Source organism: Streptomyces sp. SD15, assembly GCF_054462255.1.
Window position 1 is genome coordinate 1 of sequence record NZ_JBTLMO010000017.1, and the last position, 17454, is coordinate 17454.

Genomic DNA, 17454 nt, shown 5'->3' on the forward strand with positions numbered 1-17454 from the left:
GACGGCCTGCGCGCCGAGCGCGAGCAGGGCATCACCATCGACGTGGCGTACCGCTACTTCGCGACCGCGCGCCGCCGCTTCATCCTGGCCGACACCCCGGGCCATGTGCAGTACACCCGGAACATGGTCACCGGCGCCTCGACCGCCGATCTGGCCGTCGTCCTCGTCGACGCCCGCAACGGCGTCATCGAGCAGACCCGCCGCCACGCCGCCGTCGCCGCGCTGCTGCGCGTCCCGCACGTCGTCCTCGCCGTCAACAAGATGGACCTGGTCGACTACAAGGAGTCCGTCTTCGCGGCGATCGCCGAGGAGTTCACGGCGTACGCCTCCGAGCTGGGCGTTCCCGAGATCACCGCGATCCCGATCTCGGCGCTCGCCGGTGACAACGTGGTGGACGCCTCCGCGAACATGGACTGGTACGGCGGCCCCACGGTTCTGGAGCACCTGGAGACGGTGCCGGTCAGCCACGACCTGGCGCACTGCCACGCGCGCCTTCCCGTGCAGTACGTGATCCGCCCGCAGACCGCCGAGCACCCGGACTACCGTGGGTACGCCGGTCAGATCGCGGCCGGTACGTTCCGGGTCGGCTCCCCGGTCACGGTCCTGCCCTCCGGCCGCACCTCGAAGGTCGCCGGGATCGATCTGCTGGGCACGCCGGTCGACGTGGCCTGGACACCGCAGTCGGTGACCCTCCTGCTGGAGGACGACATCGACATCTCGCGCGGCGACCTGATCGTGCCGACCTCGGACGCGCCCGCGACCACCCAGGACGTCGAGGCGACCGTCTGCCATGTCGCCGACGCGCCGTTGACCGTGGGTCACCGCGTCCTGCTCAAGCACGGCACCCGTACGGTCAAGGCGATCGTCAAGGACATCCCGTCCCGGCTGACGCTGGACGACCTCTCGCTGCACCCGCACCCGGGTCAGCTGGTCGCCAACGACATCGGCCGGGTCACGATCCGTACCGCCGAGCCGCTCCCGCTCGACTCGTACGCCGACTCCCGGCGCACCGGCGCGTTCATCCTGATCGACCCGGCCGACGGCACCACGCTCACCGCGGGCATGGTCGGCGAGTCCTTCGCCGCGCCGCAGCCGGTCAAGGACGAGGCCGACGACGACGGGTGGGACTTCTGACATGCCCCCCACCGACTTCTACTCCACGTTCGCGAAGGAGGGCGGCCGCGTCGGCAGCGGCGCCCTCGGCAGCGGGCAGGGCGGGGTCGCGCGATGTGCGCGATGACGTACGCGCACTGCCTGCGCGCCCGCACCCCCCACCGCCTGCGAAAACGAAGACCAGCCGACCTCCCGGCCACGACCTGAAACCCGTGACCGCCGGGCCAACGAGAGGAACACCTCCCGTGCCTGCCATCCGCTCGCGCTCCACGCTCGTCCGCCGCGGCATAGCCGTCGCCGCCGCTCTTCCCCTCCTCGCACTCGCAGCTTGCAGCTACGGCTCCGAGGCGAAGGACGACAGCTCGAAGGCGAAGGTCGCCGCCGGATCCGAGAAGATCGACGGTCTCGACTCCGTGAAGATCGGCTACTTCGGCAACCTGACGCACGCCACCGCGCTCGTGGCCAACCAGAAGGGCTTCTTCCAGAAGGAGCTCGGTGCCACCGAGGCGAAGTACCAGATCTTCAACGCCGGTCCTTCCGAGATCGAGGCGCTGAACTCGGGCTCCATCGACATCGGCTGGATCGGCCCGTCCCCGGCGATCAACGGCTACACCAAGTCCGACGGCAAAAACCTCCGCATCATCGGCGGTTCGGCGTCCGGCGGCGTGAAGCTCGTGGTCAACCCGAAGAAGATCAAGTCCCTGAAGGACGTCAAGGGCAAGAAGATCGCGACCCCGCAGCTGGGCAACACGCAGGACGTGGCGTTCCTCAACTGGATCGCGGACCAGGGCTGGAAGGTCGACGCGGAGAGCGGCAAGGGCGATGTCTCGGTCGTCCGCACGGACAACAAGATCACCCCGGACGCCTACAAGTCGGGCTCCGTCGACGGCGCCTGGGTGCCGGAGCCGACCGCGTCCAAGCTGGTCGCCGAGGGCGCCAAGGTGCTGCTGGACGAGGCCGACCTGTGGCCGGACAAGAAGTTCGTGATCACGAACATCATCGTGTCGCAGAGCTTCCTCAAGGATCACCCGAAGGCCGTCGAAGCCGTGCTGAAGGCCTCGGTCGAGACCAACCAGTGGATCAACGCCAACCCTGACGACGCGAAGACGGCGGCGAACAAGCAGCTGGAGGCGGACTCGGGCAAGGCGCTTCCCACCGACGTCCTGGACCCGGCCTGGGATTCCATTCAGATCACCAATGACCCGCTGGCCTCCACCCTCAACACCGAGGCGGAGCACGCGGTGAAGGCCGGCCTGCTGGAGCAGCCCAACCTGACCGGCATCTACGACCTCACGCTCCTGAACAAGGTCCTCACGGCCGAGGGCGAGAGCACGGTCGACGACGCCGGTCTCGGCGTCAAGTAAGCCCGGATACCGATGAGTTCCCAGGAGGTGACGACCATGGCCACGACCCTCGCCAAGGCCGCCGACGGCGCCGAAGCGGTCGACTACGCCGCCCGGATCGAGCATGTCTCGAAGTCCTTCGCCGGACCGGCAGGGCAGCAGCTCGTCCTCGACGACATCACCCTCGATGTCGCGCCGGGCGAGTTCGTCACCCTCCTGGGTGCCTCGGGCTGCGGCAAGTCGACGCTGCTCAACCTGGTCGCGGGCCTCGACGCCCCGACCGCGGGCAACATCACGACCAACGGGCGCCCTGCCCTGATGTTCCAGGAGCACGCCCTCTTCCCGTGGCTGACCGCGGGCAAGAACATCGAACTCGCCCTGAAGCTCAGGGGAGTCGCGAAGCCCGATCGGCGCGGCAGGGCCGAGGAGCTGCTCGAACTCGTACGGCTGCACGGCGCGTACGGCAAGCGCGTGCACGAACTGTCCGGCGGTATGCGGCAGCGCGTCGCGATGGCCCGCGCACTCGCGCAGGACAGCCAGATCCTGCTGATGGACGAGCCGTTCGCCGCGCTGGACGCGATCACCCGGGACATGCTGCACGACGAGCTGACCCGGATCTGGAGCGAGACGGGTCTTTCCGTCCTCTTCGTCACGCACAACGTGCGCGAGGCGGTGCGGCTCGCACAGCGGGTGATCCTGCTGTCCTCCCGTCCCGGGCGCATCGCGCGCGAGTGGACCGTGGACATTCCGCAGCCGCGCCGCATCGAGGACGCCCCCGTCGCGGAACTGTCCATCCAGATCACCGAAGAACTGCGTGGGGAGATCCGCCGCCATGGCCAGCACTGAGACGAAGGCCGACGCCGCCGTCAAGGACAAGTACGAGGTGGGCGGCCTGGAGGCGGGCCTCGACGCCCTCGAGGTCTCTGCCACCGGCCGCCGGTCCTTCGGACTGACCTTCAAGGAGAAGGTACTGCCGCCGCTCGTCGCGTTCGCGGTGGTGCTCGTGGCCTGGCAGGCGCTGATCTCGTTCAACATCGTCGACGACCCGACCAAGCTGCCCTCGCCGTCCGAGGTGTGGGGCGAGGTCGAGGACGCCTGGCTGCGTGGCACGTTGCTCGACTACATCTGGACGAGCGTGTCCCGCGGTCTCCTCGGCTTCCTCTTCGCCCTGGCGATCGGCACGCCACTGGGTCTGCTGGTGGCCCGCGTGAAGTTCGTCCGCGCGGCGATCGGCCCGATCCTGTCGGGCCTGCAGTCCCTCCCCTCGGTGGCCTGGGTCCCGCCGGCCGTGATCTGGCTGGGCCTGAACAACTCCATGATGTACGCGGTGATCCTGCTCGGCGCCGTCCCGTCGATCGCCAACGGCCTGGTGTCGGGCGTCGACCAGGTGCCGCCACTGTTCCTGCGGGCGGGCCGCACGATGGGCGCGACGGGTCTGAAGGGCACCTGGCACATCGTGATGCCGGCGGCGCTGCCCGGCTACTTGGCGGGTCTGAAGCAGGGCTGGGCGTTCTCCTGGCGTTCCCTGATGGCGGCGGAGATCATCGCGTCCTCCCCCGACCTGGGCGTGGGCCTCGGCCAGTTGCTGGAGAACGGCCGCAACGCCAGTTCCATGTCGATGGTCTTCCTCGCCATCTTCCTCATCCTGTTCGTCGGCATCGCCATCGACCTGCTGATCTTCAGCCCGCTGGAGCGGTGGGTCCTGCGCAGCCGCGGACTCCTGGTGAAGAGCTGAGTCCGCCATGAGCCAGCCGGTCCTGTTGGTCATCGCCCACGGCAGCCGCGACCCGCGCCATGCCGCGACGGTGCATGCCCTCATCCGACGAGTCAGGGCCCAGCGCCCCGGCCTGCGGGTGGAGACCGGCTTCCTGGACTTCACCATCCCCTCGGTGCAGGGGGTGCTGGAGTCCCTGGCGGCGGAGGGCGTACGTGATGTGGTCGCCCTGCCTCTGCTGTTGACGCGCGCCTTCCACGCGAAGGCGGACATCCCGGCGGTACTGCGGCAGGCCCCGGCACAGCTCCGCATCCGTCAGGCGGAGGTACTCGGCCCGTCCCCCCTCCTGACCGCCGCGCTCGAACGGCGTTTGTACGAGGCGGGGCTGACCCCCGCCGACAAGTCCTCGACGGGGGTCGTGCTGGCCTCCGCGGGGTCCACGGACCCGGAGGCGATCGCAGTGATCGCAGAAATCGCGCGGGAGTGGCGGCGTACCGGTTGGTGCGCCGTGCGGCCTGCGTTCGCCTCCGCATCTCTTCCGCGCACCGAGGACGCCGTACGCGAGCTCCGCGCTCTCGGCTGCGCCCGCGTCGCCGTCGCACCCTACGTCCTGGCCCCCGGCTTCCTCCCGGACCGCATCGCCCGGGGCGCCGCCGAGGCGGACGTACTGGCCGATGTACTGGGCCCGGCGCCGGAGGTGGCACGCGTGCTGCTGGACCGCTACCAGGAGGCGGCAGCGGCACGCATCCCCACGCTGACCTCACTCGGCGCCTAGGTCCGCTTTGCTCGTCGCCGTCTGCCGTGGGTCCCGTCCGCTCGACGCCAGGGCGCGGTCGAACACGGGCGCGTCGTCCGGCACGGGTACCGGGTCGGCGAAGCCGTCGTACTGCCGATAGAGGTCGCCGTGCGTCTCGACCACGTCCAGGACCAGCCGGGCCGCGCCGTCCGAGATCCGCAACTCCTGGCCGGTGGCCGTGGCGACGTCCCAGCCGTGGACCGCCATCTCCTTCACGATCATCGAGGCGAGCTCGGCCGCGGGCATCTTGGCCATCCCGAGGTCGACCTCGCCCTCCCACACCGCCGGGTCGTCCCAGGCGGCGACGGCACGGTCGAGCTGGTCGGCGTAGGCCTGGGCCCAGCCGGGGTCGGCCGTGAAGTCGCGGCCGGTCAGCTCCTCGGAGAGCTGCTCGCGCAGGGCCCGGTGCTCCAGGCCGTGCGAGGTGTAGAGAACCCAGTGGTTCACCAGGGCGCGCACGTCCCAGTCCGGGCAGTGCGTGGCCCGGCCCAGCTGCGCCGCCGTGACACCGCGGGCCACCCGGGCGGCCTCGGCGGCGCATTCCACCATGTACGGATGCACGTTCTTGTACGGATCGCTCATGCCTCCACGCTAGGAACCGCGCGCTCAGCCCTCTTGAACAAACGCGACAGCCCCGTCGTACGACGCCACGGCCCCGTCGGCCAGGCGCACCAGCTCCGCGACGGGCATCGACCGGCCGCCCTGCGCTCGCGCGCGAACGTGTTCGCGAGCCGCTGGAGCAGGTCGTTCAGCGGGGTCGGTACGCCGTGCAGGCGGCCCAAGAGGGCGATCTCGCCATTGAGGTAGTCGGCCTCGATGGTGCCGGTGCCGCGGTCGAGAGACTGCCAGGAGGAACCGCCGCCGCGTTCGGAACCGTCGAAGGGTTCGAAGCGGATCTTGTTGTCTCCTCGTTGGTGAGGATGCCGCTGACCGCCTCGATCGGTGTGCGCCAAGACCGCCGCCGCGCACTGGGCGACGCCGGGGCAGATCGCCCTGGCCTGGCTGCTGCACCGCTCCCCGGTGCTCTGCCCGACTCCGGGCACGGGCTCGCTCGTACATCTGGAGGAGAACCTCGACGCGGGCGCCGTCCGGCTCGCGGACGAGGACCTGCGCGCGCTGGGTTGACCTTGCGCGTGGGGGCGAGCTGCGGCGCCTCTACCACCGGGACCCGCGCCTGACCGTCCCGGACCAGATCCGCTCGTACACCGCCTACACCGGCCTGCGAAAGGTCACGCTTCGGCGGAGCGGAACAGTGTCCCCTGGTGGAAGTACAGCTGCCACCCCTGCTCGGTGAGCCGCCACAGTGAACTCCGGTGCGCCCGGCGGCCGTTGTTGTCGGTGTCGAAGGTGAGATGGACCAGGCCGGTTGCGAGTCGGACGCCCCTCATGTGCGAGGTGGTGCTGGGCCGGGCCCGCGGTCCGGTCTCCGCGGCCAGCGTGGCGATGACCGAGGCGCGGTCCCAGATCCGTCCCGAGGCGCCGAACTCGTAGAAGTCGGGGTGCAGCAGTTCCCCGACGAGCTCGGGCGAGCGGCGGACCTCCGGGTCGAGCAGCCGCAGCTCGGCCTCGATGGCGGCCTCCACGGCGGGGTCGCGGTCAGACACCGGTCAGTTCCTCCAGTTTGACGACGGTGTTCCAGTTGCGGGTGGTGGCCGTGATGCCCTTGAGCAGCCGCGGCTTCGACAGGGCGTCCGCCAGCTTGGAGCGGCCGAGGCCGTCGGGGGCGTACAGATAGAGGGCGCGGTCGCCGAGGCGGAACTCCTCAGGCAGGAAGGCCGCCGGGTCGACCGGCGCGAACCGCTCGGCGTCGATCGGACCGGAGAAGTACGTGACGTGCAGTTGCCTGGCCTCCAGTTCGGCGGCCGGGAACGGGCACGCCTCCCGTACGGCCTTCAGGTAGGCGTGGTCGCGGACCAGTACGCCGACGGTGAAGCCGAAGTGCTTCTCCATCGCCTCGGCCAGCTCGGCCCCGAGGGATTCCTCATCGCCACGGTCGGTGGCGAAGACGGCGTTGCCGCTCTGGAGGTACGTGCCCACGTCGCCGTAGCCGAGTTCCGTCAGGAGCGTGCGCAGCTCGGCCATCGGCACCTTCTTGTTGCCGCCCACGTTGATTCCGCGCAGCAGTGCCGCATACCTCGTCGTCATCCGGACACGATAGACCGGCGTCGTGGGCACGAGGATCAACACCCGCGCCCTGATCCACATCCCCGAGAACCGCGGTTAGGTGTAAGGGGCCTGTGTCCTCCCCAGTGCGGAGGCGGCGGGGTCCGAGGGGAGGAGTCGGAGGTCCGGCGGTTCACCGGGCAGCAGGAGGAGACGTTCTTATCCGGCCCATACCTTCATATCGAAAGGTGACGGCAGGCGGCTGTCACCGCGCACAAGGGGGATGGCCCGTCATGGGGAACGGAGATATACGGGTGCGGGGCATCGCCGCGCGGGCCGGTGGCTGGAGCGCCCGGCACCGATGGGCGGCCGTCGGGATCTGGGTGCTGTTCGTCGTCCTGGCGATGGGGCTCGGTTCGGCGGCGGGCCGCGTCGACGTCAAGGACAGCGATCAGCTCAAGGGCGAGACCCACACCGCGGCCAAGATCATCGAAGATGCGGGGATCGAGGAACCGGCCAGTGAGAGCGTCCTGATCCAGGCGAAGGACGCGGGCCTCACGGCCACCGACGCCACGTTCCGGGACGCCGTCACCGCCGTGGTCGAGGCGGTCGAGGCGACCGGCAAGGTCACGGACGTGTCGTCGCCGTACGACACGCGGACAATCTCGAAGGACGGCCGCAGCGCGCTGGTGCAGTTCGACATGCGCGGTGACTCGGAGACCGCGGGCGAGCGCGTCGAGCCGGTGCTGAACGCCGTCGAGGGCGTGCAGAAGGACCACGCGGAGCTGCGGATCGAGGAGATCGGCGGCGCCAGCATGATGAAGACGTTCGACGACGCGTTCGGCGACGACTTCCAGCGGGCCGAACTCTCCGCCGTGCCGGTGGCGCTCGGCATTCTGCTGATCGCGTTCGGCGCGCTGGTGGCGGCCCTGCTGCCGGTGGCGCTCGCGGTCACCGCGATCATGGCGACGATGGGTCTGATGGGCGTCGTCAGCCATGTGATGCCGATGAGCGACACGGCCAACTCCGTGATGCTCCTGGTGGGTCTCGCGGTCGGCGTCGACTACTGCCTGTTCTATCTGCGGCGTGAGCGCGAGGAGCGCGAGGCGGGCCGGGACCCGCAGACCGCGCTGCGGATCGCCGCCGCGACCAGTGGCCGCGCCATCATCGTCTCCGGTGTCACGGTGTGCGTGGCGATGGCGGGGATGCTCTTCACCGGACTCGCCGAGTTCGAGGCGATGGGGCTCGCCTCGCTGATGGTCGTGGCGGTCGCCATGGTCGGCTCGGTCACCGTCCTGCCCGCGCTGCTCTCGCTGCTCGGCGGGCGAGTGGAGAAGGGCCGGATTCCGTTCCTGCACCGGAGCAAGCGGCGTGCGAACGGCGTCAAGGGCAAGGGTGGTACGGGGCAGGCCGGCAACCACGGTTCGGAGGGCAGCAGGTTCTGGAGCGCCGTGCTGCGGGTCGTGCTCGCCAAGCCCGGGGTCTCGCTGGTCGTCGCTGCCGGGGTGCTGCTGGCCATCGCCGCTCCCGCGCTCGGTATGAAGACCGAACAGCTCACGCTGGACAAGGAGTTCGGCGACTCGCTGCCGATCGTGGGAACGTACAACCGGGTCAACGACGCCTTCCCCGGCGGTTCGGAGCCGGCCGAGGTCGTCGTGAAGGCGAACGACATCAACGCCGCCGACGTGACGTCCGCGCTCGCCGACTTCCGTGCCCAGGCGATCAGTTCGGGGGCCTCGCGCGGCCCGGTCGAGGTCAAGGTGCATGCGGAACAGAACGTGGCTTTCGTGTACGTCCCCCTCGTGGGCGGCTCCGATCAGGACCAGGCGGCGAAGAGCCTGGAGCTGCTGCGCGACGAGGTGCGGCCCGACACGCTCGGCAAGGTCGACGGCGTCCAGGCGCCGATCACCGGACAGGTCGCCGGATCGGTCGACTTCAACGACCAGTTGGTCGGCTCGGTGGTACCGGTCTTCGTGTTCGTCGTGCTCTTCGCCTTCGTGCTGATGCTGCTGTCGTTCCGCTCCCTGGCGATCGCCATCACGTCCATCGTGCTGAACCTGCTGTCGGTGGGCGCGGCGTACGGCATCCTCGTCGCCGTCTTCCAGCACGGCTGGGGCGCCTCGCTGGTGGGCGCGGAGGGAGTCGGCGCCATCGTCACCTGGCTGCCGCTGTTCCTCTTCGTGATCCTCTTCGGGCTCTCGATGGACTACCACGTGTTCGTGGTCTCGCGGATCCGTGAGGCGCGGCTGCGGGGCCGGGACACCAAGGACGCGATCCGGCACGGGGTGGTCACCACGGCCGGTGTGGTCACCAGCGCCGCCGTCATCATGGTCGCCGTCTTCGCGATCTTCGGGACGCTGTCCATGCAGTCCATGAAGCAGATGGGCGTGGGCCTGGCGGCCGCGGTGCTCATCGACGCGACGATCATCCGTGGCGTCCTGCTGCCGGCCGTGATGGCGCTGCTCGGCGAGCGCAACTGGTATCTGCCGAAGTGGATGCACCGCCTGCCGGACCTCACCCACGACGAGTCGCCGGAGGCCGTGCTGCCGCCGGCCAGGGAGGGCGAGAAGGCCGGGGTGTAAACCTGGGCCCATCAGGGCCTGTTGGTTCCCTCGGGAACCAACAGGCCCTTTCTTCGTGCGCCTGCCTAGCGCTGACAAGGCGCCGCCGCTTCCCTCCGACCTGATCCGCCGGACAGGACCTACGCGTCCGTGGGCAGCTCGGCCTCGATGAGGTCCGCCGCCCGTTGCGTGCCGCCCTCCTCGGCCATCCGCTCCCGGATCTCGCGCAGGCGGCGCGCCACATCGGGGTCGTCGACCAGAGCGAGGACCGCCTCGCGCAGGGTCTCGGCGGTCGCCTCCTCCATCGGTACGTGACGGGCGACGCCGAGCGCCTGGAGCATGTCGGCGTTGCCGAACTGGTCGACGGCCTGCGGTACGGCGACCATCGGTGTGCCGGTGGCCAGCCCCTCCTGGCTGCCGCCCGCCCCCGCGTGGGTGATGAACGCGTCGGCCTGATGGAGGATGGCCAACTGGGGCACCCACTGGTGCACCTCCACGTTGTCGGGCACCTCGCCCAGCTCTGCGGCGTCGACGAACTTGCCGATCTGCAGCACGACATGCCAGCCCGGCAGATCACCGAAGGCCTTGACACACTCGCGGTAGAAGCCGGGCTGCTTGGTGAAGCTGGAGCCCAGCGACACAAGAAGCACCTTCTCGGCGCCCACGGGCCGCTTCCAGTCCCCTTGCGCGGCGCGGTCGCCCTGGCAGGCGCCGACGAAGGTGTAGCGCTCTTCGTCGACGCGGTCGGCGTTCGGCTGGAGGGCACTGGGGATGAGGACGAGGCAGCGGTCGGGGCGGCCCATGAAGTCCTCGACGCTCAGGTCCATGCCGTTGTCGGCGATCCAACGGGCGAAGGTCTCGTAGAACGCCCTGCCGCGCGGAGTCCGCTTGAGCGGCTCGAACAGCGGCTTGCCGACCTCCTCGTCGTACCCCTCCCAGGCCACCATGGACGGGGAGAGCTGCATGATCGGTACACCCCAGCGGTGGGCGAGGACCCGGGCCGGGTACGCCGTGATGTCGTACAGCACCAGGTCCGGCCGGTCGCCTTCGTAGGCCGCCGTGAGCTGCGGCTCGGCCTGCAGCGCGTCCGTCAGGAACGGCTCGATGTTGTCGATCAGTTCGGTCCCCCACGCGTCCGGGTCGTCGTCGGTGGGCAGCGTCGAGTGCCACAGCTTCGGCTCGGCCCCGGTCTCGGCGACCTTCTCGGCGAAGGCGGGCGGAATGGCATACGTGACGCGGTGTCCGCGTGCAACCAGCTCCCGGATCACTTCGATGCTCGGGTTCACATGCCCGTGGGCGGCGATGGAGAACATGGCGATGTGGGCGGGTCGAGTGGTCAGGGAACGAGTCATGGAACGAACATAGGCAAGACGATACGTCTCGTGCAACCTGATTGAGTCCGCGATCGCGGCTACGCCGGATCGAGCCGGATCGAGCAATGCGGAGAACGGGGTTGACCAAGACGTGGCCCTCGCACGGCGGCTGGGCTTCCAGGAAGCCCGGGAGACGCGCGAAGCGCGGGAGACGTGTGAAGCCCGGGAGACGTGTGAAGCCCGGGAAACCACAAAAGCGGCGGGGCGCTCAGCGCTGATAACGCGCCAGCACCAGATTCCCGTCCTTCACCAGGCGCTTTCTCAGTTCGGCCAGGCTGATCGCCCCGCTGTAGTACTCCTGGAAGGCGGGGGTAGCGACCTTGTCCTTCCACTCCGGGTAGCCGCGCACGGACTGGGCAGGGGCCGAGCGGAGGTGGGCAGCGAGGGCGGTGCCGGTCGCCCAGTCGTCCTTGGTGGTGCGCAGGGCGGGGTCCTTGAGGGCCTCGGTGCCGGTGGGCAGCATCCAGTCGCCGAGGGCGAGGCGGACCATGTTCTTCGGCCGGAGCAGGAAGTCGATGAACTCGGCGGCCTGCTTCTTGTGCGGGCTGTCCGCGGCGATGGACAGGGTCTGCGGACTGACGCCCTGGGTGAGTCCGTCCGGGCCGGCCGGGGCAGGCAGCACCTGCCAGTCGAACCCGTACAGCAGCGGTCCTACGCTGAGCACCAGAATCGGGATCAGCGCGGGCAGCACCAGGAACCAGCCACCCCGGTCGACGGGACGCCGGTCCCCGCCCCCTGCGGGCGCGCGCTGCGCAGGCCGCCTCGACGCGGTGGCCAATGCCATGGAATCGGCTCCTTCGGGCGGTCTCGTACGGGCTCATGCAGGTCTGGGCATGGTCGTCCGGCGGCCTTCGTCATGGTCGTGAAGGCGGCGTACGCCGTCAAGGCATCGCGCACACGGTTGCGACCTGTGCGAATGCGACACTGACCGACGGATGGCGTGAACGCGACGGCGTACACGAGGGCTGCGCGAGGGCCCCACGAGGACCGCACAAGAACACGGAGGCGAAGGATGGACGAGGCACGGGCGCGGGACGTACTGGCCGCGGCGGATGTGCTGCCGGGCTCGGCGCGGGACGCGACGCTCCTCGCCCTGGGCGAGAACGCGGTGTTCGCTGCCGGTGACCTGGTGGTCAAGGTGGGCCGCGACGCCGAACTCCTCGATCGCGCCCGGCGGGAACTGGACATCGCGGCCTGGCTCGCCGACGCGGGCGTCCCCGCGGTGCGAGCGGCCGAGGCCAAGGCGCTGCTGGTGGACGGGCACCCGGTGACGGTGTGGCACCGGCTGTCTGATCCCCTACGCCCCGCCGAGCCGCGCGATTTGGCCGAACTGCTACGGGTGGTGCACGCACTGCCCTCCCCTCCCTTCCCGTTGCCGCCCCGCGAACTGCTGGGCGGTGTGGAGCGCTGGCTGCGCCTGGCGGGCGACGCGATCGACCCGGCGGACGCGGCGTATCTGCGGACGCGACGCGACGGCTTCGCGGCAACCGCGGCGGCGCTCACCCCGCAGCTGCCGCCGGGCCCGATCCACGGCGACGCGCTGCCCCGCAATGTCCATGTCGGCCCCGCCGGCCCGGTCCTGGTCGATCTGGAGACCTTCTCCGCCGACCTGCGCGAGCACGACCTGGTGGTCATGGCCCTCTCCCGCGACCGCTACGGCCTTCCCGCCGAGGCGTACGACTCGTTCACCCACACCTACGGCTGGGATGTGCGCGAATGGGAGGGCTGTTCGGTGCTCCGGGGTGCGCGCGAGACCGCCAGCTGCGCCTGGGTCGCCCAGCACGCACCGACCAACCCCAAGGCCTTGGCCGAGTTCGAGCGGCGGGTGGCGTCACTGCGGGACGGGGACGATACGGTGCGCTGGTACCCGTTCTGACGGCTTCTGGCGCCTTCTGGCACCCCCCGACGGCTCCTGACGGCTTCTGACTGCTTCTGACGCCTGGCGACGGTCGGGGGCCGATCAGACCCGTTCGTCCGCCAGGTCCCGCAGCGGCCACGTCCCGTCGACCACCGCGTCCGCGTTCCCCTTGCGGCGCAGGAAGCTCTGGAAGTCGGCCGCCCACTCGGCGTACCACTCGATCTGGCGGCGGTGCAGCTCCGCCGTGCCGAGGGCCGCGACCTTCGGGTGGCGGTCGGCTATCGCGCAGGCGAGCCGGGCCGCGGCGAGGGCGTCGGCCGAGGCGTCGTGGGCGGAGTCCAGCGCCACCCCGTACTCCGTGCAGACCGCTTCGAGGTTGCGCTTGCCCCGGCGGTAGCGGTCGACGGAGCGGTCGATGATGTACGGGTCGATGACCGGGGCGGGGTCGATTCCGCCCAGCCGCTCCCGCAGCGACGGCAGTCCGTACCGCCGCAGTTCGGCGGAGAGCAGGGTCAGGTCGAAGGTCGCGTTGTACGCGACGACCGGTACGCCCGACTGCCAGGCCGAGACGAGGGCGCGCGCGATCACGTCGGCGACCTGGTCGGCCGGTCCGCCCTCGGCCGCGGCCCGCTCATTGGTGATCCCGTGGACCGCGACCGCGTCCGCCGGGATCTCCACGCCCGGATCCGCCAGCCACTCGCGGTGGCCCATCAGCTCTCCGGCCTTGACCTCGATCACGGCGCCCGTGACGATGCGCGCCTCGCGCGGATCCGTCCCGGTCGTCTCCAGGTCGAAGCCGATCAGCAGCTCCCGGTGCCAGCCCATGGGTGGCCCCCCTTCTTCGTGGTGCTTTCCCCCAGTGGTTTCCACGATCCCATGAGCCACTGACAATCCGAGGACCGCGCTCCGCTTCCAGTCGTCGGAGCGTTTCAGGACACCGGGCGCGAATCCGCCCAGGCCACCTCAAACTCCTCGCGATATGTCGGAAAGAGGCCCTCTTCGCCCACTTCATCCGGTTTGACCACGCGGCCACCGCCGCGCAGCACCAGCACCGGCGCCTCCATCCCTCGCGTGCGGCGCAGATACGACTGCACGACCGCGATGCCGTCCGAGCCGTCCCCGTCGACGAGATACGCCGTGAAGCGCGGCGTCTCGTCGTAGACCTGGATCTCGAACGCGCCCGGGTCACGCAGTCGAGCGCGCACCCGCCGCATGTGCAGGATGTTCATCTCGACGGCGCGGCTCAACTCGCCCTTTTTGATTCCGAGTTCGCGCTCACGCCGCTTCACCGCGCTGGACGCGGGGTTCAGGAACAGCAGCCGCACCCGGCAACCGGACTCGGCGAGCCGCACCAGTCGCCGCCCGGAGAAGTTCTGCACGAGCAGGTTCAGGCCGATGCCGATGGCGTCGAGGCGGCGGGCACCGCCGAAGAGGTCCTCGGCGGGGAACTGGCGCAGCAGCCGCACCCGGTCCGAGTGCACACCGACCACGTCGGCATACCGGTCGCCGACCAGGTCCTCGACGGCGTCCACGGGCAGCCGGCGCGCGGACGGCACGTCGCTGCCGGCGCCGAGTATCTCCAGCAGCTTCGCCGCGGCCCGCTCGGCCTGACTCAGCACCGCCTCGGACAGAGCCCGGTTGCGGGACACGACGTTCCGGGTGACTTCCAGTTCGTCCAGGGCCAGTTCGACGTCCCGGCGCTCGTCGAAGTAGGGCTCGAAGCACGGCCAGTGCTGCACCATCAGCTCCCGCAACTGCGGCAGCGTGAGGAAGCTCAGCACGTTGTCGTCGGCGGGGTCGAGCAAATACCCCTTGCGGCGGCTGACTTCGCGTACCGCGACCGCGCGCTGCACCCACTCCTGCCCCGCGGGTCCGGCCGCGGCGACCACCCATTCGTCGCCGTGGACGGGTTCGTAGATGGGGCGGAGAACAGCGGCCACGACCGCGCGCAGCCGCTGTTCGACCAGGTTCAGCCAGATGTAGGCACGCCCGGCTCGCTGGGCGCGCGTACGCACCTCGCGCCAGGCGTCGGCACCCCAGTCCAGCTCCGGTCCGATCGATCCCATCTCCATCGGCCGTGCCAGGGACACCGCGCCGGGTGGGACATCTGTGGAGTTCCCCTCGTGACCCTCGTCACCAGGAGGCAACTCCAGCCCTCCCGAGCCCACCCGCGCACCGCCTTCCGCTCCCCCGAGCTCTCCCTTAGTCAACGATCAAGGAAGGGTACTCCGGGAGCGGCGGGCGGTGCAGCCCGATGGACAGGTCGTTTCTCAACTACCGTTTTCCCTATGCCCGTTCTGATCGGCGAGGGCCGGCGGAGTGAGCGGATTCATAGCGGTGACGTCGCGCGGGGCGAGGGAAAAGCCCTGCCAGTGGACCGGCATGGGCTGCTGGTCCTCGTCGCGCGCGATGTGGTGGAAGCCCACATTGACCCAGGTGATGGGGTGGTTGAGCGTCTGTCCGTTGACCCACTTGTCGACGGACTTGCCCACTCCGGCACCGCAGTTGGGCAGGTTGTTGCTGGCGAACTGCTCGCACCTCTTGTACTGGGTGAAGTAGATGTCGTGCTTGGTGAAGCTGCGGCCGGGGTACTTGGTGGTGGCGCCCGGGACGATCTCGTACGAACGTTCGTGGTCGTCCTTGTTCTTGCCGATGTTGCTGACGACCCGCCACCAGCGCATGTTCTTGGCGTCGCCCGCGAGTTCCTTGGTGACCTTGGTGCGGGTGGTCTTGTTGGTCGGGCCCTCATTGCCGTTGCGGGGCGGGCTGACCACGGAGTCGTACTGCTCGATCTTGTTCTTGGAGGAGCCGTCGAGGCCGAAGTCGAGCCGCCAGAAGACGTTGTGGCTGTGGCTGGTGGCGTAGGCCTTCGCGCCCTTGCCGATGGGCCAGCCGCGGCCGTCGCCCGCGTCGTAGTCGTCGGGCGCGAGGCTGCCGGTGGCGCCGATGTTCATGCTGATGGTGCCGTCGTCCTGGAAGCGCCACTCGCTGATGTACTCGTACCAGCCGACCTGGTTGACGGTGTAGACCAGCAGGTCCTTGCCCTGGGCCTGGTAGACCTTGGTGCCGGTGTCGGCTTGCATGCGGTAGGCGTGGCCGCGTGAGCGGGTCGTGGTGCACAGGCCGTCGACATTCGCGCGCTGCGGGTTCCAGGCGTTGGGGATCTTCACGTTCTTGATGGTGCCGCCGGGGCATTCGCCGGGCGCCATCTTCATCAGGCCCTGACCGAAGCCCGCACCCGTGAGGTCGTCGTACTCGGCCTTGCCGTCGTCGTAGGGGACGTGGATCTGGCCAAGCTTCGCGCTGGTGAGGACCCTGATCGGGCGGGCCTCGCCCTTGGGCTGGTACGAGATGTTCTCCAGGACGAGCCCGGCCTCGCTCTCGTAGTGCCAGCACATGCGCCAGGTGGTGCCGGTGGAGAGTTTTTGCTCGATCTTGTACGCCGCGCTGCAGTTGGCGGCCGCCGCGGGGGCGGATTTCGGCTGGGCGGCGGCCGGGCCCGCGGCCGTCGTGGCGCCGACGGCCAGCGCGGCCACCGAGAGGCCTACCGCCGTCCGGCTGCGGACACGGCTGATGCTGTTCACGCGCATGACGAAGAGACTCCTTGCGAAAGCCTGAAGTAGAAGGAAGTGCTGGGGAAAGTGGACGGAGGCGGCTCGGCCGCCTTGGAGTACGCCGGATGCTGCTCAGCCGCCTCACGTACGCCGACCGCGGCTCAGCCGAGCGTGCCGACCTTGCGGGTGCTCAGGTCGATCACCAGTTCGCGGCTGTCGATCCAGGGCCCGTTCTTGACCTTCGGGAACAGCCGCAGGCAGCGGTGCTCGCCGCACTTCGCGAGGGTGTCGGACAGGCCGCCCGAGGTCACCCGGTAGACCATGCTGTTCAGCGTCAACTGGTCGGGCGAGGTGAGTTCCTTGCTGGTGGCGTCCTTGTAGTCGGCCCGTAGGCCCGCGCCGAGCGGGTCGGCGATCAGCAGCTTCGCGGCCTCGACCATCTCGTCCCGGCTGATCGGGGGCTGCACCCCCTGCTGGGTGTCCGTCCGCTCGACCTTCCCGGTGTCGAGGTTGACGGTCTTCGTGACGAGCGTGTCGTCCCGGTAGTCGTAGAACGTGACGTCCGCGCGGCGCGGCGCGTCCGGGTCGCCGAGTTCGTTCTCCTCCGGTTCGGCCAGGTCCACGCCGATGCGCTGCGGGCCGCGATCGCCCTCGACGTCCTCGCTGGAGCTGAACAACTGCCGGTTCAGCGCGATCTGTTCGACCCGCTTCGTCTCGTCGTCGGTCAGCGGGTCGCGGCCCTTGCCCTTGTCGCCCTCGGCCGGAGCCTGCTCGACGACGCCCGGCTGCGCGGCCACCTGCCCCTGCTGCCCGGCCTGCTGTCCCGTCTGCTGTCCCGTCTGCTGTGAGGTCCCACCGCCGGCCCGGCCCCCGCCCGAGTCGTCGGCCCCCGCCGAACTCGGCAGGGTGACGCCGACCATCACGGCCGTCCCGGCCACCGCGATGGCCGCACCCGCCACCACCTTGCCCAGATGGCGGTGCACTATCGTGCGCACATTTCCCCCTACTCCCCTTCTTATGTCTCCAGGAGTTGTTTGAT

Annotated in this window: 16 protein-coding genes and 2 pseudogenes; 8 read left to right on the forward strand and 10 right to left on the reverse strand. The window is 69.7% G+C overall.

All coding sequences use genetic code 11. From position 1 onward, the window contains the following. The 5 genes from ACX28W_RS18490 to ACX28W_RS18510 form a co-directional block, all read left to right on the forward strand. Nucleotides 1–1134: sulfate adenylyltransferase subunit 1 (locus ACX28W_RS18490; RefSeq protein WP_459000071.1), on the forward strand; the 1134-nt coding region annotated here is incomplete at its 5' end. Nucleotides 1135–1358: 224 nt separating this feature from the next. Further along, nucleotides 1359–2477: an aliphatic sulfonate ABC transporter substrate-binding protein gene (locus ACX28W_RS18495; RefSeq protein ID WP_459000072.1), complete on the forward strand. Its 1119-nt coding sequence runs from the start codon at nt 1359–1361 to the stop codon at nt 2475–2477. Between the two features lie 36 nt (nt 2478–2513). Further along, on the forward strand, nt 2514–3302 hold the full coding sequence (locus tag ACX28W_RS18500) for an ABC transporter ATP-binding protein (protein WP_459000073.1): 789 nt from the start codon (nt 2514–2516) through the stop codon (nt 3300–3302). Then, the gene (locus ACX28W_RS18505) at nt 3289–4191 is read left to right on the forward strand and encodes an ABC transporter permease (protein ID WP_459000074.1); all 903 of its coding nucleotides are present in this window, start codon (nt 3289–3291) and stop codon (nt 4189–4191) included. The genes ACX28W_RS18500 and ACX28W_RS18505 overlap by 14 nt, the downstream gene beginning before the upstream one ends. A 7-nt stretch (nt 4192–4198) precedes the next feature. Continuing rightward, nucleotides 4199–4945, forward strand: a complete 747-nt coding sequence (locus ACX28W_RS18510; RefSeq protein WP_459000075.1) for a sirohydrochlorin chelatase — start codon at nt 4199–4201, stop codon at nt 4943–4945. On the opposite strand, the gene ACX28W_RS18515 is transcribed toward ACX28W_RS18510, so the two are convergent. Further along, nucleotides 4931–5548, reverse strand: a complete 618-nt coding sequence (locus ACX28W_RS18515) for a TIGR03086 family metal-binding protein (RefSeq protein ID WP_459000076.1) — start codon at nt 5546–5548, stop codon at nt 4931–4933. The genes ACX28W_RS18510 and ACX28W_RS18515 overlap by 15 nt on opposite strands. 24 nt (nt 5549–5572) lie before the next feature. Beyond that, nucleotides 5573–5961 (reverse strand): annotated as a pseudogene (locus ACX28W_RS18520) (ketopantoate reductase C-terminal domain-containing protein); the annotation flags it as partial. Here ACX28W_RS18520 and ACX28W_RS18525 point away from each other — a divergent pair. After that, entirely contained in the window at nt 5909–6091 is a 183-nt protein-coding gene (locus ACX28W_RS18525; protein ID WP_459000077.1) for an aldo/keto reductase, read from the forward strand. The pseudogene ACX28W_RS18520 and the gene ACX28W_RS18525 sit on opposite strands and share 53 nt — an antisense overlap. A 104-nt stretch (nt 6092–6195) precedes the next feature. Here the strand turns inward: ACX28W_RS18525 and ACX28W_RS18530 are convergent, their stop codons facing one another. Together ACX28W_RS18530 and ACX28W_RS18535 are read right to left on the reverse strand one after the other, a co-directional pair. Then, nucleotides 6196–6570 carry a nuclear transport factor 2 family protein gene (locus tag ACX28W_RS18530; RefSeq protein ID WP_459000078.1) on the reverse strand — a complete coding sequence of 125 codons (375 nt, stop codon included), beginning with the start codon at nt 6568–6570 and terminating at the stop codon, nt 6196–6198. Beyond that, on the reverse strand, nt 6563–7111 hold the full coding sequence (locus ACX28W_RS18535) for a DUF1697 domain-containing protein (RefSeq protein ID WP_459000079.1): 549 nt from the start codon (nt 7109–7111) through the stop codon (nt 6563–6565). Before ACX28W_RS18535 ends, ACX28W_RS18530 begins: the two co-directional genes overlap by 8 nt. Nucleotides 7112–7362: 251 nt before the next feature. Here ACX28W_RS18535 and ACX28W_RS18540 point away from each other — a divergent pair, with 251 nt between their 5' ends. Continuing rightward, nucleotides 7363–9651 carry an MMPL family transporter gene (locus ACX28W_RS18540; protein ID WP_459000080.1) on the forward strand — a complete coding sequence of 763 codons (2289 nt, stop codon included), beginning with the start codon at nt 7363–7365 and terminating at the stop codon, nt 9649–9651. A 119-nt stretch (nt 9652–9770) separates the two neighbouring features. Here ACX28W_RS18540 and mgt read toward each other — a convergent pair whose 3' ends face one another. Further along, nucleotides 9771–10982, reverse strand: a complete 1212-nt coding sequence (gene mgt / locus ACX28W_RS18545; RefSeq protein WP_459000081.1) for a macrolide-inactivating glycosyltransferase — start codon at nt 10980–10982, stop codon at nt 9771–9773. Between the two features lie 229 nt (nt 10983–11211). Then, nucleotides 11212–11643 (reverse strand): annotated as a pseudogene (locus ACX28W_RS18550) (extracellular solute-binding protein); the annotation flags it as partial. Between the two features lie 372 nt (nt 11644–12015). Between ACX28W_RS18550 and ACX28W_RS18555 the strand changes: the two are divergent. Then, nucleotides 12016–12879 (forward strand): phosphotransferase enzyme family protein, encoded by an 864-nt coding sequence (locus ACX28W_RS18555; RefSeq protein ID WP_459000082.1) that lies wholly within the window; start codon nt 12016–12018, stop codon nt 12877–12879. An 84-nt stretch (nt 12880–12963) separates the two neighbouring features. Here ACX28W_RS18555 and ACX28W_RS18560 read toward each other — a convergent pair whose 3' ends face one another. The 4 genes from ACX28W_RS18560 to ACX28W_RS18575 all read right to left on the reverse strand — a co-directional run bounded on the left by ACX28W_RS18560 (nt 12964) and on the right by ACX28W_RS18575 (nt 17410). Then, nucleotides 12964–13686: an exonuclease domain-containing protein gene (locus ACX28W_RS18560; protein WP_459000083.1), complete on the reverse strand. Its 723-nt coding sequence runs from the start codon at nt 13684–13686 to the stop codon at nt 12964–12966. 104 nt (nt 13687–13790) lie between these two features. Beyond that, nucleotides 13791–15029, reverse strand: a complete 1239-nt coding sequence (locus ACX28W_RS18565; protein WP_459000214.1) for an SAV2148 family HEPN domain-containing protein — start codon at nt 15027–15029, stop codon at nt 13791–13793. A gap of 102 nt (nt 15030–15131) precedes the next feature. After that, nucleotides 15132–16451 (reverse strand): copper amine oxidase, encoded by a 1320-nt coding sequence (locus tag ACX28W_RS18570; RefSeq protein ID WP_459000084.1) that lies wholly within the window; start codon nt 16449–16451, stop codon nt 15132–15134. A 125-nt stretch (nt 16452–16576) separates the two neighbouring features. Continuing rightward, entirely contained in the window at nt 16577–17410 is an 834-nt protein-coding gene (locus ACX28W_RS18575; protein WP_459000085.1) for a Tat pathway signal sequence domain protein, read from the reverse strand. Nucleotides 17411–17454 lie beyond the last annotated feature (44 nt).

What these genes read in the sequence shown, in the direction of transcription:
- ACX28W_RS18535 (WP_459000079.1), bottom strand. Translation starts at nt 7,111, where the DNA reads ATGACGACGAGGTATGCGGCACTGCTGCGCGGAATCAACGTGGGCGGC.
- ACX28W_RS18500 (WP_459000073.1), top strand. Translation starts at nt 2,514, where the DNA reads ATGGCCACGACCCTCGCCAAGGCCGCCGACGGCGCCGAAGCGGTCGAC.
- ACX28W_RS18570 (WP_459000084.1), bottom strand. Translation starts at nt 16,451, where the DNA reads ATGCGCGTGAACAGCATCAGCCGTGTCCGCAGCCGGACGGCGGTAGGC.
- ACX28W_RS18510 (WP_459000075.1), top strand. Translation starts at nt 4,199, where the DNA reads ATGAGCCAGCCGGTCCTGTTGGTCATCGCCCACGGCAGCCGCGACCCG.
- ACX28W_RS18555 (WP_459000082.1), top strand. Translation starts at nt 12,016, where the DNA reads ATGGACGAGGCACGGGCGCGGGACGTACTGGCCGCGGCGGATGTGCTG.
- mgt (WP_459000081.1), bottom strand. Translation starts at nt 10,982, where the DNA reads ATGACTCGTTCCCTGACCACTCGACCCGCCCACATCGCCATGTTCTCC.
- ACX28W_RS18560 (WP_459000083.1), bottom strand. Translation starts at nt 13,686, where the DNA reads ATGGGCTGGCACCGGGAGCTGCTGATCGGCTTCGACCTGGAGACGACC.
- ACX28W_RS18515 (WP_459000076.1), bottom strand. Translation starts at nt 5,548, where the DNA reads ATGAGCGATCCGTACAAGAACGTGCATCCGTACATGGTGGAATGCGCC.
- ACX28W_RS18540 (WP_459000080.1), top strand. Translation starts at nt 7,363, where the DNA reads ATGGGGAACGGAGATATACGGGTGCGGGGCATCGCCGCGCGGGCCGGT.
- ACX28W_RS18505 (WP_459000074.1), top strand. Translation starts at nt 3,289, where the DNA reads ATGGCCAGCACTGAGACGAAGGCCGACGCCGCCGTCAAGGACAAGTAC.